This window comes from Stenotrophomonas sp. JAI102, from assembly GCF_013409105.1.
Taxonomy (GTDB): Bacteria; Pseudomonadota; Gammaproteobacteria; order Xanthomonadales; family Xanthomonadaceae; genus Stenotrophomonas; species Stenotrophomonas maltophilia_AA.
This window is the reverse complement of the sequence record NZ_JACCCI010000002.1, coordinates 1-19,902: the sequence shown is the minus strand read 5'-3', so window position 1 is coordinate 19,902 and position 19,902 is coordinate 1. Positions and strand designations below refer to the sequence as shown.

Below are 19,902 nucleotides of genomic sequence, written 5' to 3'. Positions count from 1 at the left end.
ACCCGCATCACGACCAACGGTCGTGATCTACTTTTCTTTTCGCCAGTTCAGCGACCCACGGTTCTCCACCGTGCTCGATTCCAGCTCCACATCGAAGCCGCGGCGCAGCAGGTATTTCAGCGTCAGCACCGAGCCACTGCCGACCAGTGAGACGCCGTAGCCGATGTAGAGCTTGGGCGAGATGTACTTGCCGAAGCCGATCACCGAGCCGCCCAGCGCGCGCGACTGGCTCACGCCGGCGTCGTCCAGGCCGAGCTTGGCTCCCAGCTGCGAGGCGAGCAGGCCGCTGCCGGCCGACAGCGCCGCCGAGGCCGCGTTGACCTGCTGGGCCTGGTCGCTGCTGGCCCCGGTGAGGCTGCGGCCCAGCACCAGGTAGGCCAGTGCTTCGGACTGCGACATCGCCGGTTCCGACCACACATCCACGCGTGGCGACTGCGCCCGCCCGGTCACGTCGATGCCGGCGGTGACATCGCCGACGGCGCGCTGGGCCCGGATGTTGATGCGCGGATCGGAGACCGCGTTGTAGTTCCAGTTCAAGTTGCCGCGGGTGATGGTCAGGTCCTGTCCGTAGGCCTTGTAGCGGCCACTGACTTCCAGTCCGCCGTTGGCGGTCATCTCGCGGCCGGGGCGCGCCCATACCTGCATCTTGCCGGTCAGCGCACCCTTCAGGCCGAACCCGGCCATCTTGACCTTGTCGCCCAGGCTCACGGTCAGGTCCATGTCCAGCGGCGAGCTGGGGCCCTCTTCCGGATCGACCGGATCGAGCACCACCACGTCTTCGGAGACCGAGGTACCCCGATCCAGCCGCTCCAGGTCCAGGTCCGCTTCGGGCACATGCACGGTGCCGCGCAGCTGCATCGCGCTGCCGGCCAGGGTGAAGTCCAGGTTCGGGTTGGCGATCACGCGCAACTCGCTGGTATTGGCCAGCAACACGTTTTCGCCGTGGATATGCAGCTGCAGCGGCTGGGCATCGCCGAACCAGGACAACCCGCCATCGACATACAGCGTGCCCTTGCCGGAGTTGGCCTGCGCGGTGATCTTGGCCGAGCCATCCGGCTGCGCGGTGAAGCTGCCCTTGCCCTCGGCGAAGGTGAGCCCCAGCGCGGGGAACTCACCCTTGAACTTGCTCAGTGTCGCCTCCCCCCCCAGCGACGGCGTGCCGCGCGTGCCGCGCAGGCTCACGTGGCCTTCGATCAGCCCGGTCGGACGCACGATGTCCGGCGAGAACAGCTCCAGCCAGTACAGCCGCGCGATGTTCATGTACAGCTCGCCGTTGAGGGGTGCGTTGGCGTCCCAGCCGGTCTGCACCTTCGCATCGACGAAGCCGTCGCCCTGGAAACCGACACCGAGCTTGGCGTTGATCTGCTGCGGGGTCATCTCCAGGTTCACCGAGAACTGGTCGTAGCGCACCAGCTCGCCACGCGCGTTGTCGCCCAGCCGCACCCCGCCTTCGCGCGAGGTGACCGAGGCGCTGCCTTCCCACGCGTTGCCGCGAGGGCGGATGCGCCCATCCAGATTCACTTCACCGCGCAGGTAGATGCGACGCCCGGACTGCGGCGGCAGCCACGGCTGCACCAGCGCCAGCGGCAGCGCATCGCCACGCACCAGCAGGCCTTCGCGCGGCCAGTTCGCGCTGGCGCACAGTGCCCCACCGGTGGCCGACCCGAGGCAGGCATCGCTCAGGGTGAAGGTGCTGCCCTGCACGCTGAAGGTGGCCGGTGCGCGCAGGCTCCAGGCATCGCCCTTCATCGGTGCGATGCGCAGCGCGGTGAGATCACCGCGCCAGGTCTGGCCCTGCTGGCGCACGCCGCCCTGCAGCGCGACCGCACCCAGTTCGTTCTTGGTCTGTGCATCCAGACGCAGATTGGACAGACTGCCGCGGGCGTCCACGTTGAGCGTGTCCAGCAGCATGCCCACCTGCACCTTGCTGCCCTGCACCGCCAGCGTGCCGCTGTCGCCCTGCCAGGGCAGGCGCCCCTTGATGCTGATCGCCTCGGCGCTCCAGTCGTCCCAGTGCAGGCCGCTGCCGACCAGATCGGCGGTGATGTCCGGCGCGGTACGCGCGCCCTTGATCAGCACGCGGCCGCGCAGGCTGCCGCTGCTGTTGGGCAGCAGGTCGGCCAGTTGCACCGGGTCCAGCTGCGCATCGATATCCAGGCGGTCGCCGACCGAGCCCTTGGCGGTCAGTCGGCTGCTGCCCACCGCGAGCTTGAGATTGCCTTCGCCCTGCTCGCCGCGCAGCGCGAACCTGCCTTGCGCATCAAACGGGCGTTTGCGCAGCGTGCCCTTGATGCCGGGCACATCGACCGTGGCTTCATAGCTGCCGGCGGTGCCGACCGGACTGCCGGCCGGCGGCGGCAGCTGGCGACCCTTCGAGGCAAGCGAACCGGACAGCTTGCCGTCCCAGCCCGGGGCGAAGTAGCCCGGATCGAAGCCAGCTAGTTTGGCGGCCACGTCCCAGTCCAGCTGCGGCGCCCAGGCCACCTGGCCGGTGACATCGAGCGAACCGCCCGGCGTGCTCGCCTGCAGCTGTTTGATGATCGCGGCCTGATCGTTGCCGCGCACGTCGAAGGTCAGGTCGGCGACCTGTTTCTCGCGTTCGACCGAGGCACGGCCAACCGCCGCCCACGCCTTCAACGTACCGGCCAGGCCCATGCGCGCTTCTTTCAACGTCACCGGCACCGGCGCCGCGGCGCCCGGGGTGGTGGTATCGGCAGCGGGCACGAAGGTCAGGTCGTTGGCGATGATGGAGAACCGCAGGCTGGCGTTTTCCTTGTCGGTGAAATCGGCGACGCCTTCCAGCCGCGCCTGCCCACCGAAGCCCTTCACCTGCAGCGGCGAGACGGTCAGCACCTGGTCGGCGAGGCCCACCTTGGAGGGCGCCAGTTCCACCGCGATGTCGCCCTGTTTGAAGCTGCCCTGCAGATTGGCCTGGCCGCCCTTGCCGTCGGCCTGCACGTCCAGCGCCATCGGCGTGCTGGTGCTCGCATCCATCCCCGGTACCAGCAGCGCCAGGTCCAGTTCCCTGCTGCGCGCGGTGAGTTTCCACACCGGATCGGTGCGGCCATCGAAGACCAGGCTGGCCTGCAGCGGCGCCGGCGCGTTGCCGGCGATCGCCACTTCCATATGGCCCAGATCGCCGCGTGCGACCAGGCCGAGCCGCGCCGGGGTGCGCCCGCGCGGGGCCGGCATCAGCGCGCCGATGGTGATGTCGGTGTCGTAATCGCTGCGCGGCAGATAACGGCCGTCCACGCGGAAATCGCCCATGTCGCTGTCGACCTTGAGCTGGGTCGCGCGGAATTCGCCATTGGCGATCTCCACGCCGCCGCGCACCTTGGCGATGTCGATCAGCGGCTGCTGTGCCTGGGTGATGCGGAAGCCATCGATGATGATGGTGTCGGCCTGGATCGCCAGCGGCATTTCGATCTGCGGCAGCGAGTCCGGCCACGAGGGCAGCTCGAACGGCTCATCGCTCTTGGCCAGGTTCAACGTCGCGTTCTTGATCTGCAAGGCATCGAGCTGCAGCTTGCGACCCAGCAGCGGCCGGATGTCCGGATCCAGATAGGCGCGCTCGGCGGTGAAATGGATGTCGTCGTAGCGGAAGTCCAGATCGTGCAGCACCAGCGGCCCGGCGACCGGACCATCCACCTTGCTCCACGTCAGCGACGCGCCGACCGGCAAGCGTGAGACCACCTGGGCCAGCAGCACATCGCGGCCGGCCACGGTCTGCAGCAGCCAGTACACCAGCAGCAGCGCGAGCAGCACCAGGCCGAGCACGGTGAAGCCGGACCACGCCCAGAAGCGGCGCTTGCGGTAGAAACGCACGCGCGGCGGCGGCGGGGTGGCGGGTGCGGAAGGCGTCGGCGTGCTCACAGGTCCGCTCCGATGTTCAGGTACAGCTGGAACTGCGAATCCGGATTGTTGAGGCCGTGCGCGACATCGACGCGCACCGGACCCACCGGCGATTTCCAGCGCACGCCGAAGCCCACGCCGGTGTGCAGGTCGATGGTGTTGTCGAACGCGCTGCCGGTATCGACGAACACGGCCGCGCCCCACGGCCCGCCCTTGAAGTAATGCTCATACTCGGCCGAGCCGACCACCAGGTTCTTCGCGCCGAGCGCGAATTTGTCCGGCGGTGCGGTGCGCGGGCCGACTTCGCGGTAAGCGTAACCGCGGATGCTGCGATCGCCACCGGCGAAGAAGCGCAGGCTCGGCGGCATCGCCACCAGATCGCTGGTCCAGGTCGTGCCACCCTCACCGCGCAGGATCAGGCGGTCGGTGTCGCCGATCGGCACATACCAGCGCAGCACCATGTTGGCCTGCACGAAGCTGGTGTCCGAGCCGGCGCCCTCGATGCCACCGCGCAGGGTCGCGCTGCCGCTGAGGCCGCGGCGCGGGAACATCTCATCGTCGACGTTGACGTAGTCGGCGACCAGCTGCGGGTAGACCAGGGTGGAGGTGTTGTAGACGGCGTCGGTGAATTCGGTGCCGGAGGCATACCGCCAGCGCTCGCGCAGGGCGTTGATCGAGGCGATCGCGGTCCAGTACTCGTTGATCTCGCCACTGCGGCTGGCCGACAGCTTGAAGTTGCGCAGGTCGATGTAATCGGTCTGCTCGTCATAGGCGCTGGCGGTGAACGCATACCAGCCATCGAGCCACGCGAAACCCGGGATCCGGTAGCTGGTGACCAGGCTCTTGCGCTTCTGCGCGTAGTCGAGCTGGGTGTTCATCTTGTGGCCGCGGCTGTTGAGGAACCGCCGCTCCAGGCCACCGCGCACACCGGCGCCACTCTCGCTGCCGTAGCTCAGACCGGCGGTGTAGATCGTGCGCTTGGCCCGGGTCAGGCTGACGTCCACCGGCACGTCGCCGTTTTCGTTGGCCTGGTCCGGGCGCGGCTGGATGTCGATCACACTGAAGTAATCGAGCTTGGTCAGCGACTCGCGCAGGCGGTCGAGCTTGCCTTCGTGGAAGTAACTGCCTTCGTCCCAGTACACCAGCGGGTCGAACAGCTTGTCGACGAAGTAATTCTGGTGGAAGCGGATCTCGCCCATGTTGTAGCGGCGCCCGCTGTCCCAGGTGAGATCGACGTCGGCGGCGTTCTCGGCGCGGGTGATCTGGACCTGGCGCTGGGTGAAGTCGGCATCGAAGTAACCGCGTTCGGCCAGGCGCCGGGTCACCCGGATCTTGCTGGCCTCGTATTCGGTGTGCTCGAAACGCTGGCCCTTGCGCGGCTTGAAGTCCTCCAGGTCTTCCTGGAGGTACTGGTCCAGCTGGGCGGGGCCGGTGATGTCGATGTGTTCGCGGCGGACCAGGGTCGGCGGCCCCTTGTCGACCTGGATCACCACGCGCAGGTTTTCACCTTCGCGGGGGCTGTCCACGGTGATGGTCGGGTTGTAGTACCCGAACGGCTCCAGCGCCTCGCGGGTCTGGCGCTCGGCCTGGGACAACAGGTACTCCAGGCGCGACTCGCCCTGGACCTTGCCGATGGTGTCGTACAGGGACAGCGAGACCTCGATGTTCTCGATCATCTCGGCGTCGTCGCCCTTGTCCAGTCCTTTGATGTCCACTTTTTCGATGGTCCCCCGCGCATGTGCCACCGAGGCGGTGGCAAGGGACAGGAACATCAGGGGAAGGGCGAATTTCGTTGGCTGCATGGCGACAGCATAACGGGCCATCGCGGGCATGCGAAATCGGCGTGACCGTTTCAGAACGGCAGTGAAGACGCCGTTAAATTCCACGAGAAAGTCGCTGCTGACGCATCGACCCTGAGCGATGCCGGCACGGTGTCGGACAGAACCGTCCGCGACGCCTCATGATGTTCCCGGCGCGAACGGTGCGCAGTGCGCCGGCCACCCCCTTGAAACGCAGAAGGCGCGAACCGCCGAAGCCGTCGCGCCTTCTGGTGAGCCTCGGGGCGTCCTGCCCCGCAGCGTCAGTTGGACAGGTGTTCGATCGCCGCCACGCTGCCCAGGCGGTCGCCCAGGCGCTTGAGCAGGGCCAGGCGATTGGCCCGCAGCGCGGGATCCTCGGCATTGACCATCACCGCATCGAAGAACGCGTCCACCTGCGGGCGCAGGCGCGCCAACCGGTTCAACACGCTCACGTAGTCCTTCTGGTGCAGGCTGGCGTTGCTGTCGTCGATCGCCGCTTCCACCGCTTCGGCCAGTTCGCTCTCGGCCGGCTCGGCCAGCAGCGCCGGGTCGATCATGCCCGGGATGTCGCCCTCGGCCTTGCGCAGGATGTTGCGGATGCGCTTGTTGGCCGCGGCCAGCGCCTCGGCTTCCGGCAGCGCGGCGAAGGTGCCGATGGCATCGATGCGGCGGTCGAAATCGTACAGCGAGGCCGGCTTCAACTCGGCGACCGCGTTGAAGTGCGTGGCCGGCACGCCCTTGTCGGCGTAGTAGCCGCGCAGGCGGTCGATCACGAAGTCGTACAGCTCCTGCGGCAGCGCCTCGGTCTTGCGCTCGGCACTGGGCTGCACGCCCGCCGGCAGGCCGGCGATGGCGGTGGCGACCAGCGCGCGCAGGTCCAGGTCGAACCCGCTCTCGATCACCGTGCGGGCCAGGCCCAGCGCATTGCGGCGCAGCGCGAACGGATCCTTGTTGCCGGTCGGCTTCAGGCCTGCGGCAAAGCCACCGGCCAGCGTGTCCAGGCGCTCGGCGATCGCCAGCACCTTGCCCAGCGGCGACAGCGCGATGTCATCGCCACCGAAGCGCGGCTGGTACGCCTCGTCGATGGCCAGCGCCACGTCCGGCGACTCGCCGCCGACCACGGCGTAATGCCGGCCGGCGATGCCCTGCAGTTCCGGGAACTCGTTGACCATGCGCGACTGCAGGTCGTTCTTGGCCAGTACCGCGGCGCGCTTGGCCAGCACCGGGTCCACGCCCACCTGCGGCGCGATGGCCTCGGCCAGTGCGGCCACGCGGGCCACCTTGTCGGCCACCGAGCCCAGCTTGGCCTGGTAGGTGACGGTCTTCAGGCCGTCGCCCATGGATTCCAGGCCCTGCTTCAGATCTTCGTCGAAGAAGAACTTGGCATCGGAGAAACGCGGACGGATCACGCGCTCGTAGCCCTTGGCCACTTCGGCGACGTCCTTGGACTCGATGTTGGCGATGCCGATGAACTTCTCGGTCAGCTTGCCGCCGGCATCGAGCACCGGGAAGAACTTCTGGTTGATCTCCATCGTCTCGATCAGCGCTTCCTGCGGGACCGCCAGGAACTCGCGCTCGAAACTGCACAGCACCGGCGCCGGCCACTCGACCAGGTTGACCACCTGCTCCAGATTGTCGGCAGTGATGCGCGCCTGGCCGCCAGCCTCGGCGGCCGCCGCGTTGACCTGCTCGACGATGCGCGCGCGGCGCGCGTCGGCATCGACCAGCACATAGGCGGCCTGCAGCGAGGCGACGTAGTCCTCCGGCGCGCTCAGCCACACGGTCTTGTCATGCATGAAGCGATGGCCGCGGCTCATGCGGTCGGCCTTCAGACCCAGCACCTCGGCCTCGATGATGTCCGGGCCGTGCAGCAGCACCAGCCAATGCACCGGGCGGGCGAAGCCGTAGGTGTGGCTGCCCCAGCGCATCGGCTTGGGGATCGGCATCGCGGCGATCGCCTCGCGCAGGATCTCCGGCAGCAGGGTCGCGGTGCGCGCGCCCGGCGTGGTGGAGCGGTGCACGAAGCGCTCGCCCTTGGCATCGGTGGTGCGCTCCAGCGCGGTCCAGTCGATCCCGGCCTTGGCGGCGAAGCCCTGCAGCGCCTTGGTCGGCTGACCCTCGGCATCCAGCGCGATGTTCAGGTACGGGCCGAGCACTTCGGAATGCTGTTCCGGCTGCTCAACGGCCACGCCGGGCAGCAGCACGGCCAGGCGGCGCGGGGTCGAGAGCGGCTTGGCATCGCCACGTTCAATGGCCACGCCACGCTTGCTGAGGCCGTCGACGATGCCATCGAAGAAGGCCTGGGCCAGGCCCGGCAGCGCCTTGACCGGCAGTTCTTCGGTACCCAGTTCAATCAGCAGCGGCTGCATCGTGCTCATGCCTGCACCTCCTTGGCGGCGACGGCTTCGAGGCGCTTGGCCTCGTACAGCCTGGCCACGGCCTGGGCCAGCGCGCGCACGCGCAGGATGTAGCGCTGGCGCTCGGTCACACTGATCGCGCGGCGGGCATCCAGCAGGTTGAACGCATGGCTGGCCTTGCAGACCTGCTCGTAGGCCGGCAGCGGCAGGCCGACATCGACCAGCTTCTGTGCTTCCTTTTCGCAGGCATCGAAGCGGTGGAACATCTCGTCCACATCCGCGTATTCGAAGTTGTAGGTGCTCTGCTCGATCTCGTTCTGCAGGTACACATCGCCATAGGTGACCGGCGTGCCGTCCGGACCGTAGGTCCAGATCAGGTCATAGACGTTGTCGCAGTTCTGCAGGTACATGCACAGGCGCTCCAGACCGTAGGTGATCTCGCCGAGCACCGGCTTGCACTCCAGGCCGCCGGCCTGCTGGAAGTAGGTGAACTGGGTGACTTCCATGCCGTTGAGCCAGACTTCCCAGCCCAGGCCCCAGGCGCCCAGGGTCGGCGATTCCCAGTTGTCCTCGACGAAGCGCAGGTCGTGCACCAGCGGATCGATACCCAGCGCCTTGAGCGAATCCAGGTACAGCTGCTGGATGTTGTCCGGGCTCGGCTTCATCGCCACCTGGTACTGGTAATAGCGCTGCAGGCGGTTGGGATTCTCGCCATAGCGGCCGTCGGTCGGGCGGCGCGAGGGCTGCACGTACGCGGCATTCCAGCTTTCCGGACCGATCGAGCGCAGGAACGTGGCCGGGTGGAAGGTGCCGGCACCGACCTCCAGGTCCAGCGGCTGGATCAGCACGCAGCCCTGCTGCGCCCAATACTGGTTGAGGGTCTGGATCAGGCCCTGGAAAGTGATCGGAACGTTCGGAGTGGCGGACATGCGGCGGATTCTTGCCTGCAGAAGGGGTGCGCTAGTATAGCGACCGACCGCACGGGCCTTCCGTGCCTGGGGAAATGGAGGATGGAACCACGCCTGCCAGCGGCGTTTGCCAGCGTCCCTGAGGGGGGCCTGCCCCTGCCACACGGCCGCCTCGATTTCGACCAGGTCGCCGCGGCGCTGGTCGCCGATGGCCTGGTCGCCGCCGCGGACCTGGAGCGCATCCGTTTCTCCGCCCAGGGCGCGCGCAACGCCAGTGAGGTCCATCCGCTGGTGCTGCTTGCCAACCTGAAGCTGGGCGCCAGCGCCGGCGGCGAGCTCGGCCTGGAGCGCCTCAGCGAGTGGCTGGCCCAGCGCGCGGGCGTGCGCTACCTGCGGGTGGACCCGACCCGGGTCGACGTCTCGGCGGTCACCGCGCTGGTCTCCCACGCCTACGCGCGCCGCCACCGTTTCCTGCCGCTGGCCGTGGACAGCGAGCGCGTGCTGGTCGCCACCAGCGAGCCGCTGGCCCAGGAATGGCTGCGCGACCTGCAGCACCTGAGCCGCCGCCGGATCGAGCTGGCCATGGTCAACCCGCTCGACCTGCACCGCTACACCATGGAGTTCTACGGGGTGACCCGTTCGGTGCGCGGCGCCCGTGGCGATGTGCGCAGCGAGACCAGCAGCACCCTGCCCAGCTTCGAGCAGCTGGTCGAGCTGGGCCGCGCCGGCGACGTCAATGCCGACGACCAGCACATCGTGCACATCGTGGACTGGCTGCTGCAGTACGCCTACGAGCAGCGCGCCTCGGACATCCACCTGGAGCCGCGCCGCGACATGGGGCGCATGCGCTTCCGCATCGACGGGGTGCTGCACAAGGTGTTCGAGGTGCCGCCGGCGGTGATGACCGCCGTGGTCAGCCGGATCAAGGTGCTGGGCCGGATGGACCTGGCCGAGCGCCGGCGCCCGCAGGATGGCCGCATCAAGACCCGTTCACCGGGCGGGCGCGAAGTGGAAATGCGCCTGTCGACCATGCCTACCGCGTTCGGCGAAAAGTGCGTGATGCGCATCTTCGACCCGGATGCGGCGTTCAAGAGCATCGACCAGCTGGGTTTCAGCCCGCAGGAGGCGGCCGGCTGGACCGCCCTGGTCGAGCGCCCGCACGGCATCGTGCTGGTCACCGGCCCGACCGGCTCGGGCAAGACCACGACCCTGTATTCCACGCTCAAGCGGCTGGCCACGCCGGACGTGAATGTCTGCACGGTGGAAGACCCGATCGAAATGATCGCGCCGGAATTCAACCAGATGCAGGTGCAGACCAACATCGACCTGGATTTCGCCAGCGGCGTGCGCACCCTGCTGCGGCAGGACCCGGACATCATCATGATTGGCGAGATCCGCGACCTGGAGACCGCGCAGATGGCGGTCCAGGCGTCGCTGACCGGCCACCTGGTGCTGTCCACCCTGCATACCAACGATGCCCCCTCGGCGATCACCCGCCTGCTCGATCTGGGCGTGCCGCACTACCTGCTCGCCTCCACCCTCAACGGGGTGCTGGCCCAGCGCCTGGTGCGCACCCTGTGCACCAGCTGCAAGGTGCCCACCGTGCTCTCGGCCGAGCAATGGGCGGTGCTGACTGATGCCGATGCGGCATTACCTGAGGCGCCCACGCCATATGCACCGGTCGGCTGCATCGACTGCCGGCGCACCGGTTTCCTTGGCCGCGTCGGCCTGTATGAGTTGCTGCCATTGGGTTCCAGCCTGCGCCGGCACATCCGCGCGGACATGGATCTGGCCGCCTTCAACCGTGCCGCACGTGCTGAAGGGGTACGAACCCTGCGCCGCGCGGGGCTTGAAAAGGTGGCGGCAGGGCTGACTACAATCGAGGAAGTCCTCTCGGTCCTGCCTCCCCCGGATGAATTCCGCCCCGTTCCTGATTCTTGAAACCGGTCAACCCGTCGCCTCGCTGCGCCGCTACGGGCGGTTTTCGCACTGGATCCGGGTCGCGGCCGGGCTGGATGCCGATGAGACGGTGGTGGTCGATGTGGAGCACGGCGGTACCCTGCCCAGCCACCGCGATTTCGCCGGGGTGATCGTCAGCGGCTCGGCCGCCTACGTCACCGACCGCGCCGAGTGGAGCGAGCGCAGCGCGCAGTGGCTGCGCGATGCCGCCCACGACGACCGCCCGGTGTTCGGCATCTGCTACGGCCACCAGCTGCTGGCCCACGCGCTGGGCGGCGAAGTCGCCTACAACCCGGCCGGACGCGAGTCCGGAACGATCGAACTGGCGCTCGACCCGTCGGCCGTCGACGATCCGCTGTTCGGCGGCCTGCCGGCGCGATTCCCGGCGCATGCCACCCACCTGCAGACGGTGCTGCGCGCCCCCGAGGGCGCGGCGATCCTGGCGCGCTCGGCACAGGACAACTGCCACGCGTTCCGCTGGGGCGCGCATGCCTGGGGCGTCCAGTTCCATCCCGAGTTCGCCACCCACCACATGCGCGGCTATGTCCGCGCCCGCGCCGAGTGCATCCGCCAGCACGGCGGCTGCGCGCGCAGCGTCGCCCGCGAGGTCAGCGCCGCGCCGCTGGCCCGCCAGCTGCTGCGCCGTTTCGTCCGCCAGGCACGCAACGCCTGACACCTGCGCCGGTACCGCCTCCGGGCGCAACGCAGCGTCCGGGCCGCGCATGCCGGCCTTCAGGTCACGCGTCGGGAAAACAGGGATAATCGACCGCACTCGGGCGTTCGCGCCTTCTCCCCTGTCCCGGAATGTTATGAGCGAGATTCGCAAGCTGCCGGCCTCCGCCGGCGCGGAATGGCTGGTGTCGGGTTTCACCCTGCTGCGCAAGGCGCCGTTGGCGCTGGGCCTGCTCGGCGTGATCTGGGCCGTGGCCGCGTTGCTGGTGATGTCGCTGGCGATGGTCAGCCCGGCGCTGAGCTCGCTGGCACAGCTGTTGATGGCGCTGGCCGGCCCGCTGTTCTTCGGCGGCCTGGTCTGGGCCGTGCGCGAAGTCGACCAGGGTCGCGTCGCGCAGCCTGCGCACCTGCTGCAGGGCCTGCAGGAAGGCCGCGCGTTGAACCTGCTCGCCTCGCTGCTGCCGCAGCTGGTGGCCGGCCTGTTCCTGGGCGTGTTGTTGCTGGTGCTGATCGGCAGCAGCGGCCTGCAGCACCTGAGCGAGGTGATGGTGCAGCTCAACGCGATCAGCCAGTCCGGCGCGCAGCCGGACCCGGCCCAGATCGAAGAGTTGATGGCCAGCCTGCCGGCGATGCGCATCCTGCTCTGGCTGGCGCTGGTGGTGGTGACCTTCCTGGCGATGGCGCTGGCATTGTTCACCCTGCCGCCGCAGGTGATGTTCGAACACCGCAACGGCCTGCAGGCGATGCGCCTGAGCCTGCGCGCCTGCCTGCACAACGTGCTGGCGATGGTGGTGTTCTTCCTGCTCGCCTTCGTGGCCGTGTTCGCGATCTACTTCGGCGTGATGCTGGTGGCCCTGGTCGCGCAGCTGATCGGCGGCACGATGATCGCCCTGTTCGTTGCGCAGGTGCTGCTGATGGGCGTGGTGATGCCGGTCTTCGCCGGTGCCATCTACACCGCGTGGAAGCAGATGTTCGGCCAGCAGGGGCCGCAGACCCCGCCGCCGATGCCGGGCCCGAACAACGTGTTCGCGGCCTGATCAAAACGAAACCCCGGCCAAGGCCGGGGTTTCTGTTTGTGCGTCACTCCGGCTGTTCTTTCCCGCCCGCGCGTGGCACCAGCCAGCGCGCGGCATGGATGCCCAGCTCGTAGAGCAGACACATCGGAATGGCCAGCATCAGCTGCGAGACCACGTCCGGCGGCGTCAGCACCGCGGCCAGCACGAAGATGCCGACGATCGCGTAACCGCGGCCTTCCTTGAACTGCTGCGGCGTGATCCAGCCCAGCAGCACCAGGATCACCATCGCCACCGGCAGCTCGAAGCTGGTACCGAAGGCGAAGAAGATCGCCAGCACGAAATCCAGGTACGCGGTGGCGTCCGGGGTGATCGCAATCACTTCCGGGCGGAACGTGGTGAGGAAGTGGAATACCGCCGGCAACACCAGGAAGTACGCGAACGCGCAGCCCAGGTAGAACAGCAGCACCGACGAGGCCAGCAAGGGCACCGCCAGGCGTTTCTCCCGCGCATACAGGCCCGGCGCCACGAACGACCACAGCTGGAACAACAGCCACGGCACGGCGATGAACACCGCCACGAAGAAGGTCAGCTTCAACGGCGCGAAAAAGGCACCGGCCGGGTTGGTCGCGATCATCGTCTGCCCGTTCGGCAGCTGCGAGATCAGCGGTTCGGCGATCATCGTGTAGATCTGCCGCGAAAACGGCATCAGGCCCAGCAGTACCACGCCCAGGCCGATCAACGCACGCACCAGGCGCGCACGCAGTTCGATCAGGTGTTCGACCAGCGAACTCTCGCTGCTTTCATGCTCGCTCATCGCGGCGTCTCCTCGCTCGGCGGCGCAGGCGTGCGCTGCGCGGTGTCCGCCAGGGCCGGGGAGGCCGCGGGCTGCTCCGCACGTGGCGCGCTGCCATCTATCCCGGGGGGCGACATCGCATCGCGTGGCGGCTCGGCCTCGTCGGTCGCCACCACATGTTGGGCCACGCTGGCCGGGGAGCCCGGTGCGGGACCGGTCATCACCGGTTCGTCGTCGGCTCCCCTGGCAACGTCATCGCCCCGCCTGGCCAGGTCCTGACGCATCTGTTCGGCTTCGCGGCGGACCGCTTCGCCACTGGCGCGCAGCTGCGACTCGGTATCGCGCACCGAAGACTTCACATCATCGAACTGCCGCTTGATCTCTTCGGCATGCAGCTCGCGCTCGAGCTCCTGCTTCACTGAATCCCACTGGCTGCGCGCACGGCGCACCCACAGCCCGGCGAAGCGGGCGGCCTTGGGCAGCCGCTCGGGGCCGAGCACGACCAGGGCCACCACCGCGATGACCAGCAGTTCACTGAAACCGATATCGAACACGCCAAGCCGCCCGGATCAGCGCGGGTCGCGGTCGTGCTCGGTCTGCGACTTCGTCGTCGAGTCCTGCGGACGCGAGCTGTCGCTGAGCTGCGCGTTCGGCTTGTCCTCGTCGCGCATGCCCTTCTTGAATTCCTTGACGGCGCTGCCAAGGTCCTTGGCGCCGCTGGTCAGTTTCTTGGTGCCGAACACCAGCAGAACGATGACCAGCACGACCAACCAATGCCAGATGCTGAAACTGCCCATGACTCGCTCGTTACGTAGTGATCAGACGGTTGAGCATAGCGCACCGGCGGTAAGCCGGCGCGCGTGACAAAAGTCAGTTGCCGTCCAGCGATTCGGTACGGACTTCACCGTCGCCGACCGGCTGGAAGCCCTGCTGCGGGGCCGGTTGCGCCGGCACGGACTGCAGCGGGGCGGTGGTCGCGCCAGCGGCGGCCGGGGCCGGTGCCTGTTCAGGTCGGACCGGCACGGCAGCAGCACGCGGCGCCGGTGCGGGCGCGCTGCCGGCAGTGCCACGCTTCTCGCGGGCGGTGTAGGTGGCTTCTTCCAGGCGATCGCGGAAGGCGACCACGTCCACCGACGGCGGCTCGCCGACGCGGCCTTCGAACACCATGCGCGGCGTGGTGTTGCTGCCGTAGGCATCCAGGTTGGCGGCATCGTCGATCTGCAGCACGGCGCCATCCAGCGCCACACCGGCGAATAGGCCGCGGGCACGCGACCAGGACCAGATTTCGGCCTTCAGCTGGCCATCGGTGGCGGCGGCGGCGTTGCGGCCGACCGGGCCTGCGGCGACGCCGGCATCGGCGCCCAGGGTGAATTTGCCGTTGACGAGATTGTCCAGGCTGCGGTCATTGCGGAACACCAGCACCACGTCGGAGGACTGCACGCCGGCCTGGAAGCCGATGCTGCCGCCGGTGAGCTTGACGAACACCGGGTTGGACCAGCTGCCGTCCGGCGTCTTGATCGACATCAGCCCGTGGCCGCGACGGCCACCGATCACCAGGCCGGCCTTGATCGTGTCGGGAATGACGATGACCGCGCGGCCCTCGTCGAGCAGCTTGTCCGGAATCCCCTGCTCGGGGATGTCCTGGATTTCATTCAGGACGCGCACCGCATTGCGGGCGCGCTGGTCCTCCTGTGGCCCGGCCATCGCCTGGGTCGACAGCAGGCTGGCGGAGATCAGCAGTACAAGGCTGAGGCGGCGCATGGGTGGGCTCCAGAAAGTCGATTCATACAAGATAGCGGCAGGTACGCCCGGGGTCGATACGCTTCTCGACGTTAGAAGGCCCGCGATGAATCGGCAATGAGTATTCCGGGCTATCGATATGCCTGCTGGATCACGTTCATCATCCAAATCCATCCCGCCAATCGCTTAGACCTGCGAGAATGACACCATGATCGACGCACCCGACACCGCCGTGCTGGCGGTCAATCTAGGCACGCCCGAGACGCCAACCGCCCCGGCGGTACGTCGCTACCTGGCTGAGTTCCTCAGCGATCCGCGCGTGGTCGCGATTCCGCCGCTGTTCTGGAAACCCTTGCTGTACGGGCTGATCCTGCCACTGCGCAGTGGTCGCTCGGCCGCCAAGTACGCCCAGGTCTGGCTGCCGGACGGCTCCCCGCTGATGGTCTACACCCGCCGCCTGGCCGAGGCCATGCAGGGCCTGATGCCCGACCTGCGGGTGCGCCACGCGATGCGCTATGGCATCCCCGCGCTGCCTGCCGAGCTGGATCGTCTGGCCGCCGAGGGCATGAAGCGGATCGTGGTGCTGCCGCTGTATCCGCAGTATTCGACCACCACCACCGCCTCGATCGAGGACCAGGTGCGCGAATGGCAGCCGAAGCACCCCGGGGTGACCGTGACCCTGGTGCGCGATTACGCGGTTGATCCGGACTGGGTTGCCGCCGTTGCGGGCAGCATCCGCCAATGGTGGGACCAGCATGGCCGCGGCGAGACGCTCGTGTTTTCCTTCCACGGCATTCCGCAGCGCCTGGCCGACGCCGGCGATCCGTATCCGCAGCGCTGCGAAGCCAGCGCGCATGCGATCGCCCAGGCGCTGGAGCTGAGCGACGATGCCTGGCAGCTGACCTACCAGTCGCGGTTCGGTCGCGAGAAATGGCTGCAGCCCTACGCCGAACCCACGCTGTGGGCGATGGCCGAACGCGGCGTGCGCAGCATGGACGTGGTCTGCCCCGGCTTCGCTACCGACTGCCTGGAAACCCTGGAAGAAGTGGCGATGGGCTTCACCGAAACCGTCGCCGAGCGGGGCGCGACGATGCGCTACATCCCCTGCCTCAACGACGCACAGGCCCATGCACTGGCGCTGTCGCGGCTGAGCATCGCGGCGTTGGCGTGACCCTGGCGTCCTTCTCGCTGACGGTTGCCGGCACCACGGTGGCCGGTCTGCGCTCCCCGGGCACGGGCGGCCAGCGTGTGCTCGCCCTGCACGGCTGGCTCGACAACGCCGCCAGCTTCGTCCCGCTGGCGGCGCAGCTGCCCGGGCTGGAGCTGGTCGCGATCGATCTGCCCGGCCACGGCCACAGCGCGCATCTGCCGCCCGGTACGCAATACAACACGCCCGGTGCGATCTGCCATGTCCTCGACGTCGCCGATGCGCTGGGCTGGGACCGCTTCGTGCTGCTCGGCCATTCGATGGGCGCCGGCATCGCCAGCCTTACCGCGGCCGCCGCACCGGAACGCGTGGAACGCCTGGTCGCGATCGAAGCGCTGGGCGGCCTGCGCGGGCCCGAGAATGAAACCGCACAGCGCCTGCGCGAGCATGTGCGTGCTGCCCGTGCGCTGCCCACCCGCAGGCTGCGTGTGTTTCCCGACCTTTCCGCACCGATCCGCGCGCGCATGATGACCAACCAGCTCAGCGAGCCGTGCGCACGGCTGCTGGTGGAGCGTGGTGTCAAACCGGTCGACGGCGGGTACAGCTGGTGCAGCGATCAGCGCCTGATGCTGCCCACCGCGATGCGCCTGAGCGAAGCGCAGATCGATGACCTGCTCGCGGCGATCGAATGCCCGACCCAGGTGATCTACGCCACCCCGGCGCAGGCCTATTACCCCGAGCCGTTGCGCAGCGAACGCATCTCGCTGCTGCGCGACGGTCGCCTGGCGGTGTTCCCGGGCACGCATCATCTGCACATGGAGCATCCGCAGCTGGTGGCCAAGGTGATCCGGGCCTTCCTGGCCGGGTAGTCCCGGCGCGGTGCGACACACGGTCGCACTCAACTTATCCCGGCAGCGACCGATACCGATAATGCAGGCCGATTTTCCTCGGCCGCACTGTCGTCGCTTGCTCCGCCGTTGCGAAGCCGCGCATCACCCAGGCTTCCAGGGAACGTCGTCGCAATGCCGGATTGGCCGTGCCATCGCCCACAGGACCGGGCCCTGCCGGCGGTGATCGCCACCGCCGACGCGGCGTCCGCCGCTGCCCGTTCCCTGCGCACCCATCCGTTTCTTCCCGCTGCCACACCCACCGCTACGCCGGTGACGGGTGCGGCATCCGCCTGCGTGCGTACGCGCCGCGGGCTCTCTGCTTTCTACTGACCCTGGAGCCGCCATGTCCGCCCTTCCTGCTGCCACCTCCCGACCGCCCGACCAACGGCGCGCGCGATCGCCCCGGGTCTCCGTGGACACCGCGTATCTGCTCGCGACGGGCGTGCTGCTTGCCGCGGCCGTGGCCACGGCGATCTGGCAGCGGCAGCCGTGGGCCATGCCCTTCATCGCGGTCGCAGCCGTGCTGCTGGGCCTGGTGGCGCGGCGTTCGCGGCAGCAGGCCCACGCCCTGCGGCAGGCCGAGCAGCGATCGATCTCCGTGGCTGCGGAAGCGGCGCGCGACCACGCCCGCGACAGCATCGGGCATGCCCATGACGCCCAGGTAAGACAGGCACTGGACGTCTCGCGCACGGCGATGATGATCGCCGACAACGACCACGTGATCCGCTACGTCAACCAGGCGGTGGTGAGCCTGCTGCGCAACCAGCAGGCCAGCCTGCGCGAGGCCTTCCCCGACTTCGACGCCGAACGCCTGGTCGGCAGCAGCATCCACCGCTTCCATGTGGATCCGGACCGCATCCGCGGCATCCTCAACACCTTGATGGTCACCCACCACGGTCGCGTGCGGATCGGCCCGGTGCACTTCGCCCAGGTGGTGACGCCGGTGTTCGATGCGCAGGGCCAGCGCCAGGGCTTCGCGGTGGAGTGGCATGACCGCACCCACGAACTGCTGCTGGAGACTGCGGTGGCGGACATCGTCGAGGCTGCCAGCAAGGGCGATCTTGATCGTCGGCTGCAGGCCACCGACGGTGGCGCCAGCTTCCTCAATAGCCTGACCGGCGGGATCAACCAGCTGTTGGACAACGTGGGCGGCACGGTCGGCGAGATCCGCCGCGTGCTGTCGGCCCTGGCCGATGGCGACCTGGACCAGCGCATGCACGGCGACTTCCATGGCTCGTTCCAGGCCATGCAGCGCGACGCCAATGCCACCGCCGAGCAGCTGACCGCGATGGTGGAACGCATCAAGCAGTGCACCGGCTCCATCTCGCTCGCCGCCCACGAAATCACCAGCGGCAACGATGACCTGTCCGAGCGCACCGAGCGCCAGGCCGCGCATCTGGAAGAGACCGCCGCCTCGATGGAGGAGCTGACATCGACCGTGCGCCAGAACGCGGAGCACGCACGCCAGGCCAGCGCGCTGGCGCACGGTGCGCATGATGTCGCCACGCGCGGCAGCCAGGTGGTCAGCCAGGTGGTAACGACCATGGATGCGATCCAGACCGCGTCGCAACGGATCGGCGATATCACCCGGGTGATCGACGGCATCGCTTTCCAGACCAACATCCTGGCACTCAACGCTGCCGTCGAAGCGGCCCGTGCCGGCGAGCAGGGCCGCGGCTTTGCGGTGGTCGCCAGCGAAGTGCGCATCCTCGCCCAGCGATCCGCCGACGCGGCCAAGGAGATCAAAGGGTTGATCGATGCCTCCGTGGTGCAGGTCGCCGAAGGCGCGCGCCTGGTCCAGGACGCCGGGCAGACCATGGGCGAGATCGTCAGCAGCGTGGCCAGCGTCAGCGGCATCATGGCCGAGATTTCCTCGGCTTCGCAGGAGCAGGCGGCGGGTATCGATCAGGTCAACCAGACCGTGGCACAGATGGACGATGCGACCCAGCAGAATGCCGCCCTCGTCGAAGAAGCCAGTGCCGCCGCACGCCTGCTCGAAGCCCAGGCCGCGGACCTGACCCAGGCGGTGGCGGTGTTCCGTCATCAGGAACAGGCCTGCCGCGCAGTCGCGTAAGCCTCATCTGCCTCAACGCCCAGCGCCCCGCTGCGGCGCGCGACCTGCAGCCAGGCGGCGACATGCTCGACCGCCTGGTTGACACGCGATGGTTGTGTTGGCCTCCGGGCCCGATGCAGCGGACGCGCTGGCCAAAGAGCGTAACGACAGCGATACCCCGACCTCATCGGTCGAAGCAGACACCCCATCACTGCCCGGCGACAGCAGCTGTTTCGCCGCGTCCAGCGGCACGTCTGTGGCGCCTCGCGCCCCGAACCAGGCTCGCTTACGCACGCATGGCCAATCCGCGCAGCGCGGTGACCACGGGCACCCACAGAGACAGCACACCAAGATCAGCGTCCAAGCTGCCGCGACAGCCAGCTCCATGCCTGATCGGGAGGGCGATATCGATTGACCTGCAGGCGCCGGCCGAAGCGCCGCGTGAAGGAAAGGACTCGCACCACCCCAGAATGCCCGACTCGGGAAAGCGCCGACCGGCGGGGAAGGTGGCGTTACTCAACTTTCGTCACCGCCTGGAAGGATCGCTGGGTCGCTGAGTCGCGGAATGGCTGAATCGCGGACAAAAAAGAAAACCCCGCTGCATGAGCAGCGGGGTTTTCGGGGTAAAAACCCTGGCGATGACCTACTCTCGCATGGCTTAGGCCACACTACCATCGGCGCAGCTGCGTTTCACTTCCGAGTTCGGGATGGGATCG

Annotated in this window: 14 protein-coding genes and 1 rRNA gene; 6 read left to right on the top strand and 9 right to left on the bottom strand. The window is 68.1% G+C overall.

Features of this window, described 5'->3' with window-relative positions; translation table 11 throughout:
- Nucleotides 1-27: 27 nt before the first annotated feature.
- The 4 genes from HDC96_RS08785 to glyQ form a co-directional block, all read right to left on the bottom strand.
- On the bottom strand, nucleotides 28-3,873 hold the full coding sequence (locus HDC96_RS08785) for a translocation/assembly module TamB domain-containing protein (RefSeq protein WP_179459673.1): 3,846 nt from the start codon (nucleotides 3,871-3,873) through the stop codon (nucleotides 28-30).
- Nucleotides 3,870-5,654, bottom strand: a complete 1,785-nt coding sequence (locus tag HDC96_RS08780; RefSeq protein WP_179460369.1) for an autotransporter assembly complex family protein — start codon at nucleotides 5,652-5,654, stop codon at nucleotides 3,870-3,872. Before HDC96_RS08780 ends, HDC96_RS08785 begins: the two co-directional genes overlap by 4 nt.
- A 278-nt stretch (nucleotides 5,655-5,932) precedes the next feature.
- A complete protein-coding gene (glyS, locus tag HDC96_RS08775) occupies nucleotides 5,933-8,029 on the bottom strand; it encodes a glycine--tRNA ligase subunit beta (RefSeq protein ID WP_179459672.1) in 2,097 nt (698 codons plus the stop codon).
- Nucleotides 8,026-8,937: a glycine--tRNA ligase subunit alpha gene (glyQ, locus tag HDC96_RS08770; protein ID WP_176987777.1), complete on the bottom strand. Its 912-nt coding sequence runs from the start codon at nucleotides 8,935-8,937 to the stop codon at nucleotides 8,026-8,028. The genes glyS and glyQ overlap by 4 nt, the downstream gene beginning before the upstream one ends.
- Before the next feature lie 81 nt (nucleotides 8,938-9,018).
- Here glyQ and HDC96_RS08765 point away from each other — a divergent pair, with 81 nt between their 5' ends.
- From HDC96_RS08765 to HDC96_RS08755, 3 genes are all read left to right on the top strand, one after another.
- Nucleotides 9,019-10,857, top strand: coding sequence for a GspE/PulE family protein (locus HDC96_RS08765; RefSeq protein WP_179459671.1), 1,839 nt, complete (start codon nucleotides 9,019-9,021; stop codon nucleotides 10,855-10,857).
- Nucleotides 10,829-11,548, top strand: a complete 720-nt coding sequence (locus HDC96_RS08760; protein ID WP_179459670.1) for a glutamine amidotransferase — start codon at nucleotides 10,829-10,831, stop codon at nucleotides 11,546-11,548. Before HDC96_RS08765 ends, HDC96_RS08760 begins: the two co-directional genes overlap by 29 nt.
- Before the next feature lie 136 nt (nucleotides 11,549-11,684).
- Nucleotides 11,685-12,584 carry a BPSS1780 family membrane protein gene (locus HDC96_RS08755; RefSeq protein WP_179459669.1) on the top strand — a complete coding sequence of 300 codons (900 nt, stop codon included), beginning with the start codon at nucleotides 11,685-11,687 and terminating at the stop codon, nucleotides 12,582-12,584.
- 43 nt (nucleotides 12,585-12,627) lie between these two features.
- On the opposite strand, the gene tatC is transcribed toward HDC96_RS08755, so the two are convergent.
- The 4 genes from tatC to HDC96_RS08735 form a co-directional block, all read right to left on the bottom strand.
- The gene (gene tatC, locus HDC96_RS08750) at nucleotides 12,628-13,377 is read right to left on the bottom strand and encodes a twin-arginine translocase subunit TatC (RefSeq protein WP_176987773.1); all 750 of its coding nucleotides are present in this window, start codon (nucleotides 13,375-13,377) and stop codon (nucleotides 12,628-12,630) included.
- Nucleotides 13,374-13,910 carry a Sec-independent protein translocase protein TatB gene (gene tatB / locus HDC96_RS08745; RefSeq protein ID WP_179459668.1) on the bottom strand — a complete coding sequence of 179 codons (537 nt, stop codon included), beginning with the start codon at nucleotides 13,908-13,910 and terminating at the stop codon, nucleotides 13,374-13,376. Before tatB ends, tatC begins: the two co-directional genes overlap by 4 nt.
- Before the next feature lie 15 nt (nucleotides 13,911-13,925).
- Nucleotides 13,926-14,153 (bottom strand): Sec-independent protein translocase subunit TatA, encoded by a 228-nt coding sequence (gene tatA / locus HDC96_RS08740; protein ID WP_179459667.1) that lies wholly within the window; start codon nucleotides 14,151-14,153, stop codon nucleotides 13,926-13,928.
- Nucleotides 14,154-14,226: 73 nt separating this feature from the next.
- Nucleotides 14,227-15,117: a YSC84-related protein gene (locus HDC96_RS08735; RefSeq protein WP_179459666.1), complete on the bottom strand. Its 891-nt coding sequence runs from the start codon at nucleotides 15,115-15,117 to the stop codon at nucleotides 14,227-14,229.
- 187 nt (nucleotides 15,118-15,304) lie between these two features.
- Here HDC96_RS08735 and hemH point away from each other — a divergent pair, with 187 nt between their 5' ends.
- From hemH to HDC96_RS08720, 3 genes are all read left to right on the top strand, one after another.
- Complete coding sequence (gene hemH, locus HDC96_RS08730; protein WP_179459665.1) at nucleotides 15,305-16,267, top strand: ferrochelatase; 963 nt, start codon at nucleotides 15,305-15,307, stop codon at nucleotides 16,265-16,267.
- Nucleotides 16,264-17,112, top strand: coding sequence for an alpha/beta hydrolase (locus tag HDC96_RS08725; protein WP_179459664.1), 849 nt, complete (start codon nucleotides 16,264-16,266; stop codon nucleotides 17,110-17,112). Before hemH ends, HDC96_RS08725 begins: the two co-directional genes overlap by 4 nt.
- A 364-nt stretch (nucleotides 17,113-17,476) precedes the next feature.
- A complete protein-coding gene (locus tag HDC96_RS08720; protein WP_179459663.1) occupies nucleotides 17,477-19,207 on the top strand; it encodes a methyl-accepting chemotaxis protein in 1,731 nt (576 codons plus the stop codon).
- A 609-nt stretch (nucleotides 19,208-19,816) separates the two neighbouring features.
- Here the strand turns inward: HDC96_RS08720 and rrf are convergent.
- Nucleotides 19,817-19,902: ribosomal RNA gene (rrf, locus tag HDC96_RS08715) — 5S ribosomal RNA — on the bottom strand; the annotation flags it as partial.

Coding starts and splice junctions, on each gene's coding strand:
- tatC (WP_176987773.1), bottom strand. CDS start 13,377: ATGAGCGAGCATGAAAGCAGCGAGAGTTCGCTGGTCGAACACCTGATC.
- glyQ (WP_176987777.1), bottom strand. CDS start 8,937: ATGTCCGCCACTCCGAACGTTCCGATCACTTTCCAGGGCCTGATCCAG.
- HDC96_RS08735 (WP_179459666.1), bottom strand. CDS start 15,117: ATGCGCCGCCTCAGCCTTGTACTGCTGATCTCCGCCAGCCTGCTGTCG.
- tatA (WP_179459667.1), bottom strand. CDS start 14,153: ATGGGCAGTTTCAGCATCTGGCATTGGTTGGTCGTGCTGGTCATCGTT.
- HDC96_RS08755 (WP_179459669.1), top strand. CDS start 11,685: ATGAGCGAGATTCGCAAGCTGCCGGCCTCCGCCGGCGCGGAATGGCTG.
- HDC96_RS08720 (WP_179459663.1), top strand. CDS start 17,477: ATGTCCGCCCTTCCTGCTGCCACCTCCCGACCGCCCGACCAACGGCGC.
- HDC96_RS08780 (WP_179460369.1), bottom strand. CDS start 5,654: ATGCAGCCAACGAAATTCGCCCTTCCCCTGATGTTCCTGTCCCTTGCC.
- HDC96_RS08765 (WP_179459671.1), top strand. CDS start 9,019: ATGGAACCACGCCTGCCAGCGGCGTTTGCCAGCGTCCCTGAGGGGGGC.
- hemH (WP_179459665.1), top strand. CDS start 15,305: ATGATCGACGCACCCGACACCGCCGTGCTGGCGGTCAATCTAGGCACG.
- glyS (WP_179459672.1), bottom strand. CDS start 8,029: ATGAGCACGATGCAGCCGCTGCTGATTGAACTGGGTACCGAAGAACTG.
- HDC96_RS08760 (WP_179459670.1), top strand. CDS start 10,829: ATGAATTCCGCCCCGTTCCTGATTCTTGAAACCGGTCAACCCGTCGCC.